Annotated in this window: 16 protein-coding genes; 8 read left to right on the forward strand and 8 right to left on the reverse strand. The window is 61.6% G+C overall.

Annotated features, from left to right (window positions below; all coding sequences use genetic code 11):
- Positions 1 to 64 precede the first annotated feature (64 nt).
- The 3 genes from HBO11_RS23695 to fecA all read left to right on the forward strand — a co-directional run bounded on the left by HBO11_RS23695 (position 65) and on the right by fecA (position 3,931).
- On the forward strand, positions 65 to 553 hold the full coding sequence (locus HBO11_RS23695; protein ID WP_169954919.1) for a sigma-70 family RNA polymerase sigma factor: 489 nt from the start codon (positions 65 to 67) through the stop codon (positions 551 to 553).
- A complete protein-coding gene (locus HBO11_RS23700) occupies positions 550 to 1,494 on the forward strand; it encodes a FecR family protein (RefSeq protein WP_169954918.1) in 945 nt (314 codons plus the stop codon). The genes HBO11_RS23695 and HBO11_RS23700 overlap by 4 nt, the downstream gene beginning before the upstream one ends.
- Before the next feature lie 91 nt (positions 1,495 to 1,585).
- Positions 1,586 to 3,931 (forward strand): TonB-dependent Fe(3+) dicitrate receptor FecA, encoded by a 2,346-nt coding sequence (gene fecA, locus HBO11_RS23705; protein WP_169954917.1) that lies wholly within the window; start codon positions 1,586 to 1,588, stop codon positions 3,929 to 3,931.
- A 195-nt stretch (positions 3,932 to 4,126) separates the two neighbouring features.
- On the opposite strand, the gene HBO11_RS23710 is transcribed toward fecA, so the two are convergent.
- Positions 4,127 to 4,534 carry an HPF/RaiA family ribosome-associated protein gene (locus HBO11_RS23710; RefSeq protein WP_099167987.1) on the reverse strand — a complete coding sequence of 136 codons (408 nt, stop codon included), beginning with the start codon at positions 4,532 to 4,534 and terminating at the stop codon, positions 4,127 to 4,129.
- Positions 4,535 to 4,746: 212 nt separating this feature from the next.
- Positions 4,747 to 5,694, reverse strand: a complete 948-nt coding sequence (locus HBO11_RS23715) for a LysR substrate-binding domain-containing protein (RefSeq protein WP_032857665.1) — start codon at positions 5,692 to 5,694, stop codon at positions 4,747 to 4,749.
- A 137-nt stretch (positions 5,695 to 5,831) separates the two neighbouring features.
- Here HBO11_RS23715 and HBO11_RS23720 point away from each other — a divergent pair, with 137 nt between their 5' ends.
- The 3 genes from HBO11_RS23720 (at position 5,832) to HBO11_RS23730 (ending at position 9,145) form a co-directional block, all read left to right on the forward strand.
- On the forward strand, positions 5,832 to 7,208 hold the full coding sequence (locus tag HBO11_RS23720; protein ID WP_169954916.1) for an L-serine ammonia-lyase: 1,377 nt from the start codon (positions 5,832 to 5,834) through the stop codon (positions 7,206 to 7,208).
- Positions 7,209 to 7,268: 60 nt separating this feature from the next.
- Positions 7,269 to 8,558: a serine/threonine transporter gene (locus HBO11_RS23725; RefSeq protein ID WP_169954915.1), complete on the forward strand. Its 1,290-nt coding sequence runs from the start codon at positions 7,269 to 7,271 to the stop codon at positions 8,556 to 8,558.
- Positions 8,559 to 8,827: 269 nt separating this feature from the next.
- Positions 8,828 to 9,145 carry a DUF3509 domain-containing protein gene (locus HBO11_RS23730; RefSeq protein ID WP_169954914.1) on the forward strand — a complete coding sequence of 106 codons (318 nt, stop codon included), beginning with the start codon at positions 8,828 to 8,830 and terminating at the stop codon, positions 9,143 to 9,145.
- Position 9,146: 1 nt separating this feature from the next.
- On the opposite strand, the gene HBO11_RS23735 is transcribed toward HBO11_RS23730, so the two are convergent.
- Complete coding sequence (locus HBO11_RS23735; RefSeq protein WP_169954913.1) at positions 9,147 to 9,596, reverse strand: phosphate-starvation-inducible PsiE family protein; 450 nt, start codon at positions 9,594 to 9,596, stop codon at positions 9,147 to 9,149.
- Between the two features lie 333 nt (positions 9,597 to 9,929).
- On the opposite strand from HBO11_RS23735, the gene HBO11_RS23740 reads away from it, so the two are divergent.
- The gene (locus tag HBO11_RS23740) at positions 9,930 to 10,190 is read left to right on the forward strand and encodes a YebG family protein (RefSeq protein ID WP_003188807.1); all 261 of its coding nucleotides are present in this window, start codon (positions 9,930 to 9,932) and stop codon (positions 10,188 to 10,190) included.
- Between the two features lie 53 nt (positions 10,191 to 10,243).
- Here HBO11_RS23740 and HBO11_RS23745 read toward each other — a convergent pair whose 3' ends face one another.
- Entirely contained in the window at positions 10,244 to 11,263 is a 1,020-nt protein-coding gene (locus HBO11_RS23745) for a Glu/Leu/Phe/Val dehydrogenase (RefSeq protein WP_170058559.1), read from the reverse strand.
- Between the two features lie 185 nt (positions 11,264 to 11,448).
- Here HBO11_RS23745 and HBO11_RS23750 point away from each other — a divergent pair, with 185 nt between their 5' ends.
- Positions 11,449 to 12,252, forward strand: a complete 804-nt coding sequence (locus tag HBO11_RS23750) for a transglutaminase family protein (RefSeq protein ID WP_169954911.1) — start codon at positions 11,449 to 11,451, stop codon at positions 12,250 to 12,252.
- A gap of 81 nt (positions 12,253 to 12,333) precedes the next feature.
- Here the strand turns inward: HBO11_RS23750 and HBO11_RS23755 are convergent, their stop codons facing one another.
- The 4 genes from HBO11_RS23755 to hmgA all read right to left on the reverse strand — a co-directional run bounded on the left by HBO11_RS23755 (position 12,334) and on the right by hmgA (position 17,033).
- Positions 12,334 to 13,689: an aromatic acid/H+ symport family MFS transporter gene (locus HBO11_RS23755; RefSeq protein ID WP_169954910.1), complete on the reverse strand. Its 1,356-nt coding sequence runs from the start codon at positions 13,687 to 13,689 to the stop codon at positions 12,334 to 12,336.
- Positions 13,690 to 13,799: 110 nt separating this feature from the next.
- Positions 13,800 to 14,435: a maleylacetoacetate isomerase gene (maiA, locus tag HBO11_RS23760; RefSeq protein ID WP_169954909.1), complete on the reverse strand. Its 636-nt coding sequence runs from the start codon at positions 14,433 to 14,435 to the stop codon at positions 13,800 to 13,802.
- A gap of 12 nt (positions 14,436 to 14,447) precedes the next feature.
- Positions 14,448 to 15,746 (reverse strand): fumarylacetoacetase, encoded by a 1,299-nt coding sequence (fahA, locus tag HBO11_RS23765; RefSeq protein ID WP_170059000.1) that lies wholly within the window; start codon positions 15,744 to 15,746, stop codon positions 14,448 to 14,450.
- Positions 15,747 to 15,749: 3 nt separating this feature from the next.
- On the reverse strand, positions 15,750 to 17,033 hold the full coding sequence (gene hmgA, locus HBO11_RS23770) for a homogentisate 1,2-dioxygenase (RefSeq protein WP_169954907.1): 1,284 nt from the start codon (positions 17,031 to 17,033) through the stop codon (positions 15,750 to 15,752).
- Between the last annotated feature and the right edge of the window lie 2 nt (positions 17,034 to 17,035).

A 17,035-nucleotide genomic window follows, 5' to 3' on the forward strand; every position in this document is an offset into this window, starting at 1 on the left:
CCCACCCTACAATGCGAACAATTCTCGTTATCTAAAGCATGCTGATGCTGCCGGAGTGTTCGCGTTGCGGCCGTCCAATACCGTCGAAGTCCTGTATCACGACCATCACCACTGGCTGACCGGCTGGTTGCGACGCAAGCTCGGCTGCCCGCACAGCGCCGCCGACCTGGCCCAGGACACGTTTATCCGGGTGTTGACCGCCCGCGAAACCCCGACGCTGATCGAGCCCCGCGCCTTCCTCACCACCATCGCCAAGCGCGTGTTGTTCAACCATTACCGCCGCCAGGACCTGGAGCGCGCCTACCTCGACGCCTTGGCGCAAATGCCGGAACTTGCGGCACCATCGGAAGAAGAGCGGGCGATCATCCTGCAAACCCTGATGGAACTGGACCAGTTGCTCGACGGTTTGCCCGTGCCGGTCAAGCGCGCCTTCCTGCTGGCCCAGCTCGACGGCCTGACCTACGGGCAAATCGCTGCCGAACTTGGGATCTCCATCGCCACCGTCAAACGACATTTGAATAAAGCCGCCATGCGCTGCTATTTCGCCCTATGAACCGCGCCGCGAACTTCTCGACCCAGGTCGCCGAACAGGCGGTGCAGTGGCTGATGCAAATGCAGCAAGGCCCGCTCAACCCGCGCCAGCAGGCAAACTGGCAGCGCTGGCTGGATGCCCACAGCGAGCACCAACGGGCGTGGGAGCATATACAGCGGGTCAACCAGCGCTTGCGCGCAATGCCCTCGCCCCTGGCCCACGCGGCACTGAACGCACCGCAATCGAACAGTCGGCGCCAGGCGCTGAAGCTGTTGCTGATCCTCGGCGCCGGTTCGGCAGCGACCTGGGGCTTGCGCCAGCAGCACTTGATCGCGCCATTGACCGCCGACTACCGCAGCCCCTTCGGCCAGCGGCGCAAGGTCCAACTGGCCGACGGCAGCCAACTGCAACTCAACACCGCCAGTGCGGTGGATGTGCAATTCGATGGCCCACAGCGCCTGATCCACCTGCTCGAGGGCGAGATATTGCTGCGCGCCAGCACCCCGTTGCAGATCATCACCGGCCAGGGCATCGTCACCGCCCGGGCAGCGCAGGTGAATGTGCGCCAGTTCAATGATCACACCCAGGTCGCCGTGCTGGATGGCCAGGTCGAGATTGCACCCAGGTCCTACAGCGGCTTACCGCTGACCTTGGAAAAATCCCACCAGGCCAACCTCACCCGCAAAGGCTGGGATACGCCGCGCCTCACTGATGCCAACACCGGTGCCTGGGCCGACGGCATGCTGGTGGCGTCGCACATGCGCCTGGCAGATTTCCTCGAGGAACTGAGCCGTTATCGCCGGGGCCAATTGCAGTGTGATCCGCAAGTGGCCAACCTGCTGATTTCCGGCAGCTACCCGCTGGACGACAGCGAACGCATCCTCGACCTGCTGCAAATCAGCCTGCCGGTCAAAATTCGGCGTTTTACCCGCTATTGGGTCAGTGTCGAAGCCCGCGCCTGAATTATTTTCAGGCACCTGTGAGCCGTTTTCCGTACCTCGCGTGACAGAGAGGGAAAGCCACCCTGTTTCCCACCTCTGAGGAACGTTCTTCATGCCCCAGCAACCGACTCGCCTGACGCCACTTGCCCGTACGCTGCGCCACTTGCTGCTGGGCGCCAGCCTCAGTTTCAGCGCCCTGCCCTACGCCATGGCGGCCGAGGCCAAGCCTTATCACATCGCCCCGACGTCCCTGGAAGCGGCGCTGAATCAGTTTGGCCGCGAGGCCGGCGTGCTGATTTCGTTTGGCTCCGAAGTGACTGCCGGCGCGCAAAGCCAGGGCCTGCAGGGCAACTACACCACCTTGCAAGGTTTGAACGCATTGCTCAAGGGCACCGGCCTGCAAGCCCGCGCCGAAGGTAACAATGCCTACAGCCTGCAACCACTGAACGCGCCGGCCACCCTGGAGCTGGGCACCTCCAATGTGGTGGGCGACTGGCTGGGCGACGCGGCGCAAACCAACGTCTTCGAACACCCCGGCGCCCGTGATGTGATTCGCCGCGAAGAATTCGAGCGCCAGGGGGCGACCCAGGCCCGTGACGTGCTCAATCGTATTCCCGGGGTCAACGCGCCGGAAAACAACGGCACCGGCAGCCACGATATGGCGCTGAACTTCGGTATTCGCGGGCTCAACCCGCGCCTGGCGTCGCGCTCGACGGTATTGATGGACGGCATTCCGGTGCCTTTCGCGCCGTATGGCCAGCCGCAGTTGTCGTTCGCGCCGGTCAGCATGGGCAACATGGATGCAGTGGACGTGGTACGCGGCGGTGGCGCGGTGCGTTACGGGCCGCAGAACGTCGGCGGCGTGGTCAACTTCGTGACCCGGGCAATTCCTGATGCACCGACGGTCAAGGGCGGCCTGCAGACCGAGACCAGCCCGTCTTCCAGCCACGATGGCTTCAAGACCACCGGCAATCTGCTGGCCGGCGGCACCGCCGACAATGGCCTGGGCGGCGCGCTGCTGTATTCCGGCACCCACGGCGGCGATTGGCGCGAACACAGCGACACACAAATCGACGACCTGATCCTCAAGGGCAATTACCAACTGGACGAAGCCAACAGCTTCAATGCCATGGCCCAGTACTACGAAGGTCAGGCCGATATGCCCGGTGGCTTGAGCACGGCGGCCTACAAGGCCGACCCGTATCAGTCCACCCGCCCCTACGACAAATTCTGGGGCCGCCGTACGATGTTTAACGTGGGCTATCGCTACCAGGAAGATCGCCGGGAATTCACCGTCAACAGCTTCTTTACCAAGACCCTGCGCAGCGGCTATCTGGACCAGGGCAGCTTCCTTTCGCTGTCACCGCGCGAGTATTGGGTACGCGGCCTGGAAACCCGCCTGGCCCAAGGCTTCGACCTCGGCCCGACCAGCCACGAGGTTGGCGTGGGTTACCGCTACATCAACGAGGCCGGGCACGAATTGCGCTACCGCACGCCGATCAGCGCCAACCAGCAACTGCCCAATACCGACAGCCGCAACGACCGCGACACCCGCGGCGGCACCGAAGCCAACGCATTCTTTATCGACGACCGCATCGATATCGGCAAGTGGACCGTAACCCCTGGCATCCGCTACGAGATGATCAAGTCCCAGCAAACCAACAACCTGACCGACGTCAAATACAAGGGCGACTACAACACCGCCCTGCCGGCGTTGAACGTGTTGTATCACCTGACTGACGACTGGAACCTGTACGCCAACACCGAAGGCTCCTTCGGCAGCGTGCAGTACAGCCAGATGCCCAACCGCGTAAGCAGCGGCGCGGTCAAGCCGGAAAAGGCCCGCACCTGGGAAGTCGGCACCCGCTACGACAATGGCGCGCTGCGCGCAGAAATCGGCGCGTTCCTGATCAACTTCGACAACCAGTATGAAAGCAACCAGACCAACGACTCGGTGATCGCCCGGGGTGAAACCCGGCACCAGGGCATCGAATCCAGCCTCAACTACGCCCTCGACGGCTTGAGCCCCGCGCTGGCCGGCTTTGATGTGTACGCAAGCTACGCCTATGTCGATGCAACCATCCGCGAAGACGGCCCGAACAAAGGCAACCGCGTGCCCTTCTCGTCCAAGCACAAAGGCACCCTGGGCGTTGGCTACACCGAGGGCCAATGGAAGTTGAACCTGGACAGCACCTACCAGAGCAGCCAGTTCGCCGACAACGCCAACACCCAGGCCGAAAGCGTGGATGGCAGCAATGGGCGCATCCCCGGCTACATGCTGTTCAGCAGCCGCGCGGCGTACGACTTCGGCCCGCAGTTGTCGGATTTGAATGTGGCGGTGGGGGTGAAGAACATCTTCAACACCCAGTACTTCACCCGTTCGTTTGACGATAACAACAAGGGCAAATACGTGGGTGAGCCGCGCACGGTGTATGTGCAGACCTCGGTCGCGTTCTGACGAATAGCCTGAATACACTCTTGGCTTATGTGGGAGCTGGCTTGCCTGCAATGGCGGTGGGTCAGCTGCAACTTCAGTAAATGGCAGATCGCCATCGCAGGCAAGCCAGCTCCCACATTTGATATATATTCGCCACAAAAAAACGGGCCTGCATCTGCAGGCCCGTTTTGTATGGGGTTGAAAAACATTCAGCAATCAGCTGTTAAGCGCAGCCTGTTCGTTTTCCAGGAATTCCTCTTCAAGCCCGGCTTCATCGACTTGGTTGTTGGGCGTGCGTTTCTCTGCACGCGGCTTGCCTTGCAATCTGCCGAACAGATGCTCCAGCGCGTTATCCAGCTTGGTGGCCGCCCCGTCGATGGCTTGTTCCAGGGTGTCGGCTTTATGGATGACCGAAATCGGTTGATGACCCTTTGGCCGCGCTTCCAGGCGGCAACTTAAATCGTGTGGGCCCGGCTTGTCGCCGTTCTCATCCTTCAAAAAGACTTCGATGCGGGTCAAGTCTTCTTCATAACGTTCGAGCGTGCTCTCAATGGTAGTACGTACCCACTCCTCCAGTCGGATGCTGCTTTCAATATGGTTATCGCTGTTGACTAGGATTTGCATAGTGTTTCCCTTATTTCAGCTAGCTCGCCAGAGGTCACAACTGCAACACCGATGCGGTGAAACCATGACCTCTTGATTACACAATTGAGCACCTGAGGGAACAATTCAACCCCTATTCAAAGATAAATCCTACATTACAAATTAAGTCTGACAATCGCCCAAAGCGCTGTTATGGTCGGGAGTTGGGTACACCCGCCCACCCGGGCAAATCCTCACAATTGCCCCTCTCCCAAGGGGTGCAATCCGCGAAAAATCCCCGCCTCTTCCACCAGCCAGTCATGCACCGCACGCACGCCGGGATGGTTCAGCGCGCCTGGCGCATACAACAGCACGTAGCGCTTGTGATTCGGCACCGCGAGCCCGAACGGCACGATCAGGGTGCCGCGCTCCAATTCGTCATTGAGCAGGGTGCGCCGGGCAATCGCCACACCCATGCCGGCAATGGCGGCCTCGATGGTCAGGTGGTTGCGGTTGAAGGTATGCCCGCGCCGCACGTCGGCGTCGTGATAGCCGATAGCATTCAGGTAAAACTCCCACTCGGCGTACTCATAACTCCCACGCCAGGCGGTGATGTCGTGCAACAGCGGGAAGTGGGCCAGGTCGGCCGGACCGTGCAACGGCGGCCGTCCGCGCAGCAGGCTCGGCGCGCACACCGGGAATATCTGCTCATCGAGCAAGGCTGTGGATAACAAACCCGGATAGCTGCCGTCGTTAAGGTCGATGGCCAGGTCGAAGTCGCCTTCGTGCAGGGCAATGCTGCTGTCTTCGGCCACCAGGCGCAGTTGGATATCCGGGAAACGCTGCTGCAAACGCGGCAGGCGCGGTGTCAGCCATTTACCGAGAAATGACGGAATCGAGCGCAGGCGCAAGGTGCCGCTGATCATCCCCGCATCCAGGCGCTGCAACTCGGCATCGATGCTGCCGTAGGCCTCACTCACCGTAATCGCCAACCGCTGCCCCTCGGCACTCAGCTCCACGCCACGCGCCCGGCGATGAAACAGGCGAAAGCCCAGGCGTTCTTCCAATTGGCGAATCTGCTGGCTGACCGCCCCCGGCGTGATGTGCAGTTCTTCGGCGCAGCGCGTGAAGGATAAATGCCGTGCGGCGCAGGCAAATACGTGCAACCAGACATAGGTCTGGGCATGAAGCGGGCGAGCCATAGAGTTTAGTCCTGCTAAAGGGTGTCTTAGGATAATTCGTTGGTCAGTGCCGATCTAGAGGCTCAGTATCGCGCCACTTCCGCTTGTCCTACAAAACATGGCAGCGATTCCTACTCCATTGCTTGTAAGGCTTTAGCATGGCTATCAGCGTTTTTGATCTATTCAAGGTGGGCATTGGCCCGTCGAGCTCCCATACCGTCGGCCCCATGCGGGCAGCGGCAACCTTCGCCCAGGCCCTCACCGACCAACAATTGCTGGAGCAAACCCAGCGCGTGGAAGTGCGCCTGTACGGTTCACTGTCGGCTACCGGCGTGGGCCATGCCACCGACCGTGCCTGCGTAATGGGGTTGATGGGAGAATGGCCTGATCGAGTGGACCCTACCTCCATCGGGCCGCGCATCCAGCAGTTGCGCGAATCTGGCCGCTTGTTGCTTGCCGGCACCCAAGAAATCTCCTTCAACTGGCAGCACGATCTCCTGCTGCTGGAGGAAAGCCTGCCCTACCACCCCAACGCCATGTCCCTGCATGCCTACGGCAAAAACGGCCTGTTGACCGAACAGACCTACTACTCGGTGGGCGGTGGTTTCATTATCGAGGCAGCGGAAGCCGAGTCGGGTATTGCTCCCACCAGCGATGTAGAACTGCCCTACGACTTTTCCAGCGCCGTCGAACTGCTGGCCCTGTGCAACAAGCATGGCCTGCGTGTTTCTGAATTGATGATGGCCAACGAACGCGCGTGGCGCAGCGACGAAGAAATCCGTAGCGGCCTGCTGCATATCTGGTCGGTGATGCGCGAGTGCGTCGAGCAAGGCCTGCGCGATGAAGGCATCTTGCCCGGCGGTTTGGATGTGCCGCGCCGCGCCGCCAAGCTGCACCGCAGCCTGCTGGAAATCGGCAAACCGAATGTGATCACCTCGACCTTGTCGGCCATGGAATGGGTCAACCTATTCGCCCTTGCGGTCAACGAAGAAAACGCCGCCGGTGGGCGCATGGTCACCGCACCGACCAACGGCGCGGCCGGGATCATCCCTGCAGTGCTGCACTACTACATGAAGTTCAATGCCGACGCGTCCGACGACGATGTAGTCAACTTCTTCCTGGCCGCAGCCGCCGTCGGCATCCTGTGTAAGAAAAACGCCTCGATCTCCGGTGCCGAAGTCGGCTGCCAGGGTGAAGTCGGCTCGGCCTGTGCCATGGCCGCCGCTGGCCTGGCGGATATTCTTGGCGCCACCCCCGAGCAACTGGAAAACGCCGCCGAAATCGGCCTGGAGCACAACCTTGGCCTGACCTGCGACCCCGTGGGCGGCCTGGTCCAGGTGCCCTGTATCGAGCGCAACGCCATCGCCGCCGTCAAAGCCATCAACGCCACGCAAATGGCCCTGCGCGGCGATGGCAAGCACTTCATTTCCCTCGACCGGGTGATCCGCACCATGCGCGATACCGGCGCCGATATGCATGACAAATACAAAGAAACTTCACGGGGCGGCCTGGCGGTCAGCTGGGTGGAGTGCTGAGGAGCACGCCTACCCGCCCCATACGTGAGCCCGCGCAAAAATAATAACGAGGCAATAACGATGACCGATGTACGTACACCTGCTGCCGAAAATCCCGCTTCTGCCACACAAACCGTAACGAGCGGCTGGAGCAAACACGACACCACCTGGATGCTGGGCCTCTACGGCACCGCCATCGGTGCTGGCACCCTGTTCCTGCCGATCAACGCCGGGGTCGGTGGCTTCTGGCCGCTGATCGTGCTGGCGCTGCTGGCCTTCCCCATGACTTTCTTCGCCCACCGTGGGCTGACGCGCTTTGTGCTGTCGGGCAAATCCGGCGACATCACTGACGTAGTGGAAGAACATTTCGGCGTCGGTGCCGGCAAGCTGATCACCCTGCTGTACTTCTTCGCCATCTTCCCGATCCTGCTGGTGTACAGCGTCGCGCTGACCAACACCCTCGGCAGCTTCATGGAACACCAACTGCAAATGACCCCACCGCCACGGGCGATCCTGTCCCTGGTGCTGATCCTCGGTCTGATGGCCATTGTGCGGTGCGGCCAGGGCGTGATCGTCAAGGCCATGAGCGTGCTGGTCTACCCGTTCGTCGCCGCCTTGCTGCTGCTGGCGCTGAGCCTGATCCCCAACTGGAACGGCGCGTTCTTCGCCTCGGCCAGCGAGGGCATGCCCCTGCCGGTGTTCTTCAAGACCCTGTGGCTGGCGATCCCGGTGATGGTGTTTTCGTTTAACCACTCGCCGATCATCTCGGCCTTCGCCGTGGACCAGAAACGCGTGTACGGCGCCCAAGCCGAACGCAAGAGCAGCGGCATCCTGGCCATGGCCCACGGCATGATGGTGCTGACGGTGATGTTCTTCTGCTTCAGTTGCGTGCTGGCACTGTCGCCCGCCGACCTCGCCGCCGCCAAGGCGCAGAACATTTCGATCCTGTCCTACCTGGCCAACCACTTCCAAACCCCGGTTATTGCCTACGCCGCGCCATTGATCGCGCTGGTGGCCATCACCAAATCCTTCCTCGGCCACTACATCGGCGCCAGCGAAGGCTTCCAGGGCCTGATCGTCAAATCCCTGCGTGGCCGCAACCGCACCCTGTCGGCGCGCTGGCTGGAACGCTGCACCGCGGTGTTCATGATCCTCAGCTGCTGGGCCGTGGCCACGTTCAACCCAAGCATCCTGGGCATGATCGAAACCCTCGGCGGGCCGATCATTGCGTGTTTGCTGTTCCTGATGCCGATGTACGCAATCCGGCGCGTGCCATCTTTGCGCCAGTATTCGGGCCAGGTGTCGAATGTGTTTGTGGTGTTGGTGGGGCTGATTGCGCTGTCTGCGGTCATTTTCTCGCTGGTGCCCTGAAACAGCCCACTGCAAAGATCAACTTGTGGGAGTGGGCTTGCCCGCGATAGCGGTACATCAGTCACGCAATGGTTGGCTGATCCACCGCAATCACAGGCAAGCCCGCTCCCACAGGGACAACTCGTTGTCAGAAAAATAGCTGTACGGCACGGCCCTTGCTGTACACCCCATGAAGGAAAACGGAGCTTGCGACCGGTGGTCAGGCAACACGAACCAATCGCCATACCGGTCGTCAATCAGTGCATGTTCTTATCAGGCGGTAACGCACCATGGACAATCCTTTTCAGCTGATCACCGACACGTTCACCCCCCAATACCGGGTCAACCTGAGCATCCAGCGCCTGGACGGCAGCATCATGCTGACCCTGTCCGACGACAGCGGCGTAGTTGCCAAACGCATGATCAGCGCCGAACAGCGCAACGACCCACAACGGCTCAAACGCCTGGTGCAAAGCGTGCAATTTGGCATTGCCATTGAACAGGGGCACAGCGCCATGGAGATTTTGGCAGTGATGACCGACGGCGACAGTCACAAGCTGTTGCAGCGCCCGCCGAGCACCCGGCCGCCAATCACAGCCGGGCTCTGACTCAGGAGTCGGACTTTTCCTTGACTGATGGGTAACGCGACGAGGCAAAACGCACCACTAGGATGGCGAACGCCAACAACAGAATCCCGCCACACAAGTAAATGATGCCCAAGTCCGGGGCGTTGTGGTGGGACACGTCGCCGATCAGCAGGCGGGTCAATGCGGTGATCGCCACGTACAGCAGGAAGCGGATCGGCATGTGGTTGGTCTTGAAATAGATCCCCACCATGGCGCCCAGCTCCAGGTAGATAAACAGCAGCAGGATGTCATCAACGCTGATGCCGCCTTTTTGCAACATGTCGATAAAGGTCATTATTGCCGCATAAGCGGTGATTGCACCGATACCAAAAAGCGCGAGGTAGTGAAACGCCTCCACCGCCAGATTGCCCAGGGAATCTGCATTCGCGTGCAGGCTTTTGCGCACTTTGTCGGCCCACTTCATTTCTGTCATTGCTCACCACCACTGTTTAAAAAATAGCCAACTATTTGCCACTGCCTAAGCCATGCTTCGACTCGCGGGGGATAATGCCCGTTTGGCATGACGATTTCTCTGCATGCAGAAAGAAGGCCAGAGATTGCAGAATGAGATGATGGTGGAATGACATGAGACACTTACTCTTGCCTTTTGGGGTTTGCGACTGCGGCACTGACATCTGACAAACCCCATTTCCCAACTACATTAAAAAGCTGCTACCCAAACCCCCTGGATTGGCTTATCCTTTTAGCTGTATATAAATACAGTAGTCGCAATAGACAACTATCGTGAAGGCATGTGAGGTGGTGAATGGCCGTCGAAGTGGTATACCGCAGCAGCCGAGATCTGGAGCGTTTGTTCATGGATAAAGCCGAAGCTGACCGTCATGACAAGATGCTTGAACTCGCTGAGTTGCTGGCAGAAGTGTTGCAAAAAGCCGTGCCGTCCCTGAGCGAGCAGCAGGTGGAGGAAGCCGGGATCTACATGGCGAAGAATCGCGATGTGTTTGCCAAGGCGTTCAAGAGCCAGCCGGATGCGTTGTCCGAGTTGCTGAACCCGGCGGCGGAATAAAGCCCGAATTGAACAGGCCCTGGATCGTTGATTCAGGGCCTTTTTAATAAGGGCTAGGCGTACAGCAGGCGCTCGGCCAGTTCATCGGCCACTCGGGCGGGTGAGCGTTTTTCGGCTTGAGCGTGGCCGAAAATTTCGGTCAGGCGTGTGCCGATGTTGGACAGGTGCGCGGTGATGGTCGCCAGGTCCGCGCCACTGTGCTTGAGGGCGACGTAGATCAGGCCGCCGGAGTTGATCACATAGTCCGGTGCGTAGAGGATGCCGCGCGCTTCCAATTGGTCGGCCACTTGCAGGTGGGTCAGCTGCGCGCTGGCGGAACCGGCCACGGCGGCGCAGCGCAGTTGGGCGACGCTCTGGCGGTTGAGGACAGCGCCCAGGCCGCACGGCGCGAGAATGTCGCATGGGGTACTGAGTAGGGCGTCGTTGGCAATCGGGTGGGCGCCCAGTTGCTCCATGGCTAGTTGCACTTTGCCAGGGTCGATATCGCTCACCAGCAATTCGGCGCCAGCGGCGTGCAGTTGTTCGGCCAGGGCGTAGCCGACGTTGCCCAGGCCCTGGATTGCCACACGCAGGCCTTCCAGGTTGTCGCTGCCCAGGCGGGCCATGGCGGCCGTGCGGATGCCGGCGAATACGCCCATGGCCGCATGGGGAGACGGATCGCCGGCGGCGGTGGTGCTGGTGACAAAGCGCGTGTGCTGGGCGATGCAGTCCATGTCTGCCACGGAGGTGCCGCTGTCGATGGCGGTGATGTAGCGGCCATCGAGTTGCTCGATGCACCGGCCGAAGGCTTCGAACAACGCGGCGCGGCTTTCCACATGGGCCGGGCGGATGATTACAGCGTTGCCGCCGCCCACCGGCAAGCCGGCCAGCGCGGCTTTGTAGCTCATGCCTCGGGCCAGGCGCGCGGCGTCGGCCACGGCGCTTTCGTCGTCGGGGTAGGCCAGGTAGCGACAGCCGCCCAGGGCCGGCCCCAGGCGACTGCTGTGAATGGCAATGACCGCCTTCAACCCGCTCACCGGGTCAACGCTCAGGTGCAGGGATTCAAGGCGGGTGCTGTGCATGAGAGCAAACATCGTCAAGCTCCCGAATCACTTCTTGTAGTCGCCAAGTATAGGCCGCCGGTAAAAGATTGCCGGAGCACGCGGGAATAAGCCGACCGTAATTTCAGGCTTTGTGACATAAACAAGTAGGCTGGTTCTCAAGAAGCTGGACGAAAGTTCTCGGCAAGGCTAAAACGAGACATCCGACGGAGAATGCAATGAATCCCCGCCAAGCCTTTTTCGACTGCCTGCACCGCTCGCCTGCGGCGCTGTTTGAAGCCGCCTTATGGATCGCTGCCGAGCACGACCCCGCCGTGGAGCCACGGGCGATCCTGGCTGACTTCGCGGTGCTGCAACAGCAGGTAAGCCTCGGCATGCCGCTGCTGCCGGCCGATGAGCTGGGCCAACCGTTGCTGCGGATACTGAACGACCTGGGGTTCGCCCAGGATGACTTCACCCCCTTGCGCCCCGCCGCCGCGCTGTTGGACAAGGTGTTGCAGCGCCGCCGCGGACAGCCTCTGGCCCTGGGGCTGATTGCCCTGGAGTTGGCGCGGCGCCTGGAGATCCCGATGGTCGGGGTCAACTTCCCCGGGCACTTCCTGCTACGGGTAAGCGGTGCCGATCATTTGCTCGACCCCTGTGGCGGGCGGCGGCTGTACCCCAACGATTGCCGCGAATTGCTGCAACGCCAGTACGGCCCCAATCTCAAGTTGCAAGCCGAGCACCTGCGCAGCGCCGAGCCACGGCTGATCCTGCAACGGCTGTCGCGCAACCTGCGGCAACTGCACCTGGCCAATGACAATCACCTCGCGGCGCTGATCGACGCCGAGCGCGTGCTGGAACTGGGCGATGCCAGCGCCGCCGACTATCTGGCGCGGGCCAGTCTGTACAAGCACCTGGATTGCCCGAATGCCGAGCGCTTCGATCTTGAGCACGCGCTGTTGCTCAGTGAAGACCCGGTGCAGCGGCTGCGTCTGACGGAGCGGCTGGGGCATTTGCCGCCTGGGGCGGTGGTGCATTAAAGGGGGCGACCGGTGAACCGCGTCGCCCTCATCGCCGCCTCGCCGGGGCTCGACAGCTCCTACAAATAAGGGGGTTGCCCTTCAGGATTCAAGCGGGTGCTGGAGGATCTCAACCGGCGCCTTGGTCTCGGGGGAGCGCACCTGAATGATCAGCAGCGCGGCGATCACCGCCGGAATTGCGCAGAAGAAGAAAATCTGCTGCACCGGTACCTGCATCGCCAGCAACATGCTGCCAAACAGCGGCCCGAGGATCGAACCAAACCGCCCGACACCCAGCGCCCAGCCCGTGCCCGTCGCACGTACATGGGCCGGGTAAAAGTTGCTGGCAAACGCATTGAGGGTCAACTGGCCACCGATGATGCAAAAGCCCGCCGCAAACACAAACGCCACCAGGTAACGCGGGTTGTCGTGATTGAGCCCCAGCAGAATCGTGCACACCGCCGCGGCCGCCAACACACCGGAGAGCAGGCGGACCTTGCTTTTCAGGCGGTCGGCAAACCAGGCCATGCCAATCGCGCCCAACGTGCCGGCGAACAGGAACATCGAGGTCACCAGGTTGGCTTTGTTCAAGGCCATGCCACTTTCCAGCAACAGTGATGGCAACCAACTGATCATGAAGTACAGCAGGATCAGGCTGACAAAAAAGGTCGACCAGATCAGCAGCGTCGGCCGGGCATAGCCATTGCGAAACAACTCCACCACCGTCAGCTTGCTGCCCTGCTCCTGGCGATTCTGTTCTTCGCTGGCCGCCGGCGCCTGCCAACCAGGCAGCATGCGCGCCGTGACTTTCTGCAGGCGCGCATAGGGCGGCGCATCGCGCAACAAACGTGGCAAGGATTCAGGCAGCAGCCATACCAGGAAGGGAAACAGCAGCAACGGCGTCACACCACCGGCGAGGAACACCGCCTGCCAGCCGAAACTGTCGATAAAACCCGCCGCGACAAAACCACCCGCCGCGCCACCGAACGAGAAACCACAGGCCGCCAGCGTCACCATCAACGTGCGCATACGCGGTGGCGAATATTCCGACATCAAGGCCATGGCACTGGGCATCGCGCCACCCATGCCAATGCCGCAGATAAAGCGTGCGGCCATCAGCGTGTTCAGGGAATTGGCGAATACCATCAGCACCGTGAGGCTGGCGTAGATCAGTACGCAGGCGAGCAGGATGCGGCGCACGCCGAAGCGGTCCGCCAGGGGCGTCACGGCCAGGGAACCTAAGGTCAGCCCCAGCAGGTTGGCACTGAACACCGGGCCGAAGGCGGCTTTTTCCAGGCCCCAGTCCTGGGCCAGGGCCGGGACCACGTAGCCCAACACTTGGGCATCGTAACCATCGGTGACCAGCAACAACGCCAACAACAGGAGAATCAACCACTGGTAGCGCGACACCGGACGGGCGTCGAGTGCCGCGCGAAAGCTGGCAATCTGATTGTGCATCGCAAGGTACCTGTTTTTTTTATTGGATATCCGCCTGTAGGAGCTGGCTTGCCAGCGATGGCGGTGTATCAGGTGAAGCGCCATCGACGGCAAGCCGGCTCCTGCAGGGGTTAGGGGGTGTCAGGTTGGTTGGAGGGATGGGCCTGGATAAATGCAGGATGTTTGGCAGCCAAGGCTGCGACGCGCAGGATTCGTGGGTAGCCATCCAGTGCCACCTTGAAGCGCTCTGCCGCGTACAACTGCGGGATCAGAAACGTATCCGCCAGCCCAGGCTGGTCGCCAAGGCAGTAACCCTGCTCGCCGATCAATTGCTCCACGGCGCCCAGGCCCTGGCTGATCCAGTGCCCGATCCACTCCAGCAATTGCGCCTCGTCATGCCCCCACTGGCGCAACAGGCTCTGGGTGCTGGAGTTGTGCAACGGGTGAATGTCACAGCCGATGATCGAGGCCACCGCGCGCTCATGGGCGCGGGCTGCCAGGTCCTTGGCGAGCAGCGGCACCTGTGGATAACGTTCATCCAGGTACTCGATGATCGCCGGCGACTGGATCAACAGTTCGCCCTCGTCGGTACGCAAGGCCGGGACACGGCCCTGGGGGTTGATCGCCAGGTATTCGGGCTGGCGGTTGGCGCCGCCCTTGGGCACCAGCAGGTTGACCGGCAGCGCGGTAAAGTCCAGGCCCTTGAGCGCCAGGGCGATGCGCACCCGGTAGGACGATGTGGAACGGTAGTAGGTATAGAGTTCCATCCCCTCGCCCCCTTAGCGCGCGGCGACCACAGTGCCACGGCATTCGCCGAAGCCGATGGAGGCAAATCCATCACGCGTGCAGCGGGCGCGCAGGATGATTTCGTCGCCGTCTTCAAGGAACTTGCGCACTTCGCCGGAGGCCAGCTCGATCGGCTTTTTGCCGCCTTCGGTGATTTCCAGCAGGCTGCCGAACTGCCCCGCTTCCGGGCCCGACAAAGTGCCCGAACCAAACAGGTCGCCGGCCTGCAACTGGCAGCCGTTGACGCTGTGGTGCGCGACCATTTGCGCCACGGTCCAGTACATGTGTTGGGTGTTGCTCAGGGTCAGGCGATGGGCCGCCAGGTTCTGCTCGCGCATCGCGGCGGTGGTCAGCAGCACTTCCAGTTCGATATCAAAGCCGCCAGCGGCCTGGTCGCGGGTGTCCAGCAGGTACGGCAGCGGTTGTGGATCGCCAGCCGGGCGTGCGGGCTGGGCCTTGCGGAACGGCTCCAGGGCTTCAGCCGTGACCACCCAGGGCGAGATGCTGGTGATAAAGCTTTTCGACAGGAACGGCCCCAGCGGCTGGTACTCCCAGGCCTGGATATCGCGGGCCGACCAGTCGTTGAGCAGGCAGAAGCCAGCGATGTGCTCGGCGGCGTCGCCAATGGCAATCGAGTCGCCCATGGCATTGCCCTGGCCGATCCAGATGCCCAGCTCCAGTTCGTAGTCCAGGCGTGCGCACGGGCCGAAGGTCGGTTCGGTCTGGCCGGCTGGCAGGGTCTGGCCCTTGGGCCGGCGCACCTCGGTGCCGGACGGGCGGATCGTCGACGCGCGGCCGTGGTAACCAATTGGCACGTACTTGTAGTTGGGCAACAAGGGGTTGTCCGGGCGGAACAGTTTGCCGACGTTCTGCGCGTGCTCGATGCCGACGTAGAAGTCGGTGTAATCGTTGATTTTCGCTGGCAGGTGCATCTGGCAATCAGCCGCCAATGGCAACACTTGGGCACCCAGGGCTTGCAGCTTGGCTTGCTGGCTGCTGCCCTCGGCGAGCAGTTCCAGCAGGCGTTCGCGCAGTGCCACCCGTGGGCCACGGCCCAGTTCGAAGAAGGCGTTCAGTTGGCCGTCCGCCATGGCATCGATGGCGCGGCGCGCTTCACCGTCAAACAGGTCACGGGCCGCTTGCAGATCAAGAATATGCTCGCCAATCGCCACGCCACTGCGCGGTGCCGAACCGTTGAGGCTGAAGATGCCCAGGGGCAGGTTCTGCAAGGGGAAATCCGGGTGACCGTTGGCCGAGGCCACCCAACTACGGGTGAGAGTGGACTGAGTCATGGTTTATCTCCGATTCGGGTTGAAGGTTGCCGGCAGCGTGGCCCAGCAAGCGTCGTAAGTGTTTTGCAGTTGCGGGCAGTCCAGGGCGAAGCGGGTCGGGCGCAGCACCTGGCTGGTCTCGAACATGAAGGCCATGGTGTTATCGATTTTGTGCGGCGCCAGGTCCACGGCGATGGCCTTGGTGCAGGTCTCGCCATCCGGGCCGTGGGCGCTCATGCAACTGTGCAGCGACGCGCCGCCGGGCAGGAAACCTTCTGCCTTGGCGTCGTAGGCGCCCTGGATCAGGCCCATGTATTCGTTCATCAGGTTGCGGTGGAACCACGGTGGCCGGAAGGTGTTTTCGGCCACCATCCAGCGCGGCGGGAAGATCACGAAGTCGAGATTGGCCAGGCCGTGGACGCTGGTAGGCGAGGTCAACACGGTAAAGATCGACGGATCCGGGTGATCGAAACTTACTGTGCCGATAGTGTTGAAGCGGCGCAGGTCATATTTGTACGGCACGTTATTGCCGTGCCAGGCCACCACGTTCAGCGGCGAGTGATCGAGGGTGCAGCCCCACAGCTCGCCGAGGAACTTCTGCACCAGCGGCGTGGGCCGTGAAAGGTCTTCGTAGTGGGCGACCGGGGTCAGGAAGTCCCGGGGGTTGGCCAGGCCATTGCTGCCAATCGGCCCCAGGTCCGGCAGGCGCAGCGGCGCGCCGTGGTTTTCGGCGACGTAGCCGCGAGCCTGGGCATCCAGCAGTTCGATGCGAAATTTCAGGCCCCGTGGCAGCACGACGATTTCCAGCGGCTCGACCTCCAGCACCCCAAGTTCAGTAGCGATGCGCAGGCGGCCTTGCTCGGGAACGATCAACAGTTCGCCGTCGGCGTTGAAGAACACCCGCTCCATGGAGCAGTTGGCACGGTAGTGATAGATGCTGATGCCGGAGGGTTTCTCGGCGCCGGCGTTGGCCACCATGCCGACCAGGCCGTCGATAAAGTCGGTGGGTTCTGCAGGTACATCCAACGGGTTCCAGCGCAGGCGGTTGGGCGTCACCTCGCCCAGCGGGCCACCGGCCAGTTGTCGTTCCAGCTTAATGAATGCCGGGTGATTGGCCGACGGTTGGATGCGATACATCCAGGTACGCCGGGCTTCGCTGCGCACCATGGTGAAGGCGGTGCCGGAGAACAGTTCGGTGTACAGCCCGTAGGGCGCTTTTTGCGGGGAGTTCTGGCCGACCGGCAGTGCACCTGGCAAGGCTTCGCTGGCGAATTCATTGCCAAAGCCCGATTGGTAATCGAGGGTCATGG

Source organism: Pseudomonas sp. WS 5010 (assembly GCF_012985565.1).
GTDB lineage: Bacteria > Pseudomonadota > Gammaproteobacteria > Pseudomonadales > Pseudomonadaceae > Aquipseudomonas.

Excerpts from the sequence above, each read along its gene's own strand:
- HBO11_RS23700 (WP_169954918.1), top strand. The coding sequence starts at position 550 with ATGAACCGCGCCGCGAACTTCTCGACCCAGGTCGCCGAACAGGCGGTG.
- fecA (WP_169954917.1), top strand. The coding sequence starts at position 1,586 with ATGCCCCAGCAACCGACTCGCCTGACGCCACTTGCCCGTACGCTGCGC.
- HBO11_RS23710 (WP_099167987.1), bottom strand. The coding sequence starts at position 4,534 with ATGCAAATCCTAGTCAACAGCGATAACCATATTGAAAGCAGCATCCGA.
- HBO11_RS23715 (WP_032857665.1), bottom strand. The coding sequence starts at position 5,694 with ATGGCTCGCCCGCTTCATGCCCAGACCTATGTCTGGTTGCACGTATTT.
- HBO11_RS23720 (WP_169954916.1), top strand. The coding sequence starts at position 5,832 with ATGGCTATCAGCGTTTTTGATCTATTCAAGGTGGGCATTGGCCCGTCG.
- HBO11_RS23725 (WP_169954915.1), top strand. The coding sequence starts at position 7,269 with ATGACCGATGTACGTACACCTGCTGCCGAAAATCCCGCTTCTGCCACA.
- HBO11_RS23730 (WP_169954914.1), top strand. The coding sequence starts at position 8,828 with ATGGACAATCCTTTTCAGCTGATCACCGACACGTTCACCCCCCAATAC.
- HBO11_RS23735 (WP_169954913.1), bottom strand. The coding sequence starts at position 9,596 with ATGACAGAAATGAAGTGGGCCGACAAAGTGCGCAAAAGCCTGCACGCG.
- HBO11_RS23740 (WP_003188807.1), top strand. The coding sequence starts at position 9,930 with ATGGCCGTCGAAGTGGTATACCGCAGCAGCCGAGATCTGGAGCGTTTG.
- HBO11_RS23745 (WP_170058559.1), bottom strand. The coding sequence starts at position 11,263 with ATGTTTGCTCTCATGCACAGCACCCGCCTTGAATCCCTGCACCTGAGC.
- HBO11_RS23750 (WP_169954911.1), top strand. The coding sequence starts at position 11,449 with ATGAATCCCCGCCAAGCCTTTTTCGACTGCCTGCACCGCTCGCCTGCG.
- HBO11_RS23755 (WP_169954910.1), bottom strand. The coding sequence starts at position 13,689 with ATGCACAATCAGATTGCCAGCTTTCGCGCGGCACTCGACGCCCGTCCG.
- maiA (WP_169954909.1), bottom strand. The coding sequence starts at position 14,435 with ATGGAACTCTATACCTACTACCGTTCCACATCGTCCTACCGGGTGCGC.
- fahA (WP_170059000.1), bottom strand. The coding sequence starts at position 15,746 with ATGACTCAGTCCACTCTCACCCGTAGTTGGGTGGCCTCGGCCAACGGT.
- hmgA (WP_169954907.1), bottom strand. The coding sequence starts at position 17,033 with ATGACCCTCGATTACCAATCGGGCTTTGGCAATGAATTCGCCAGCGAA.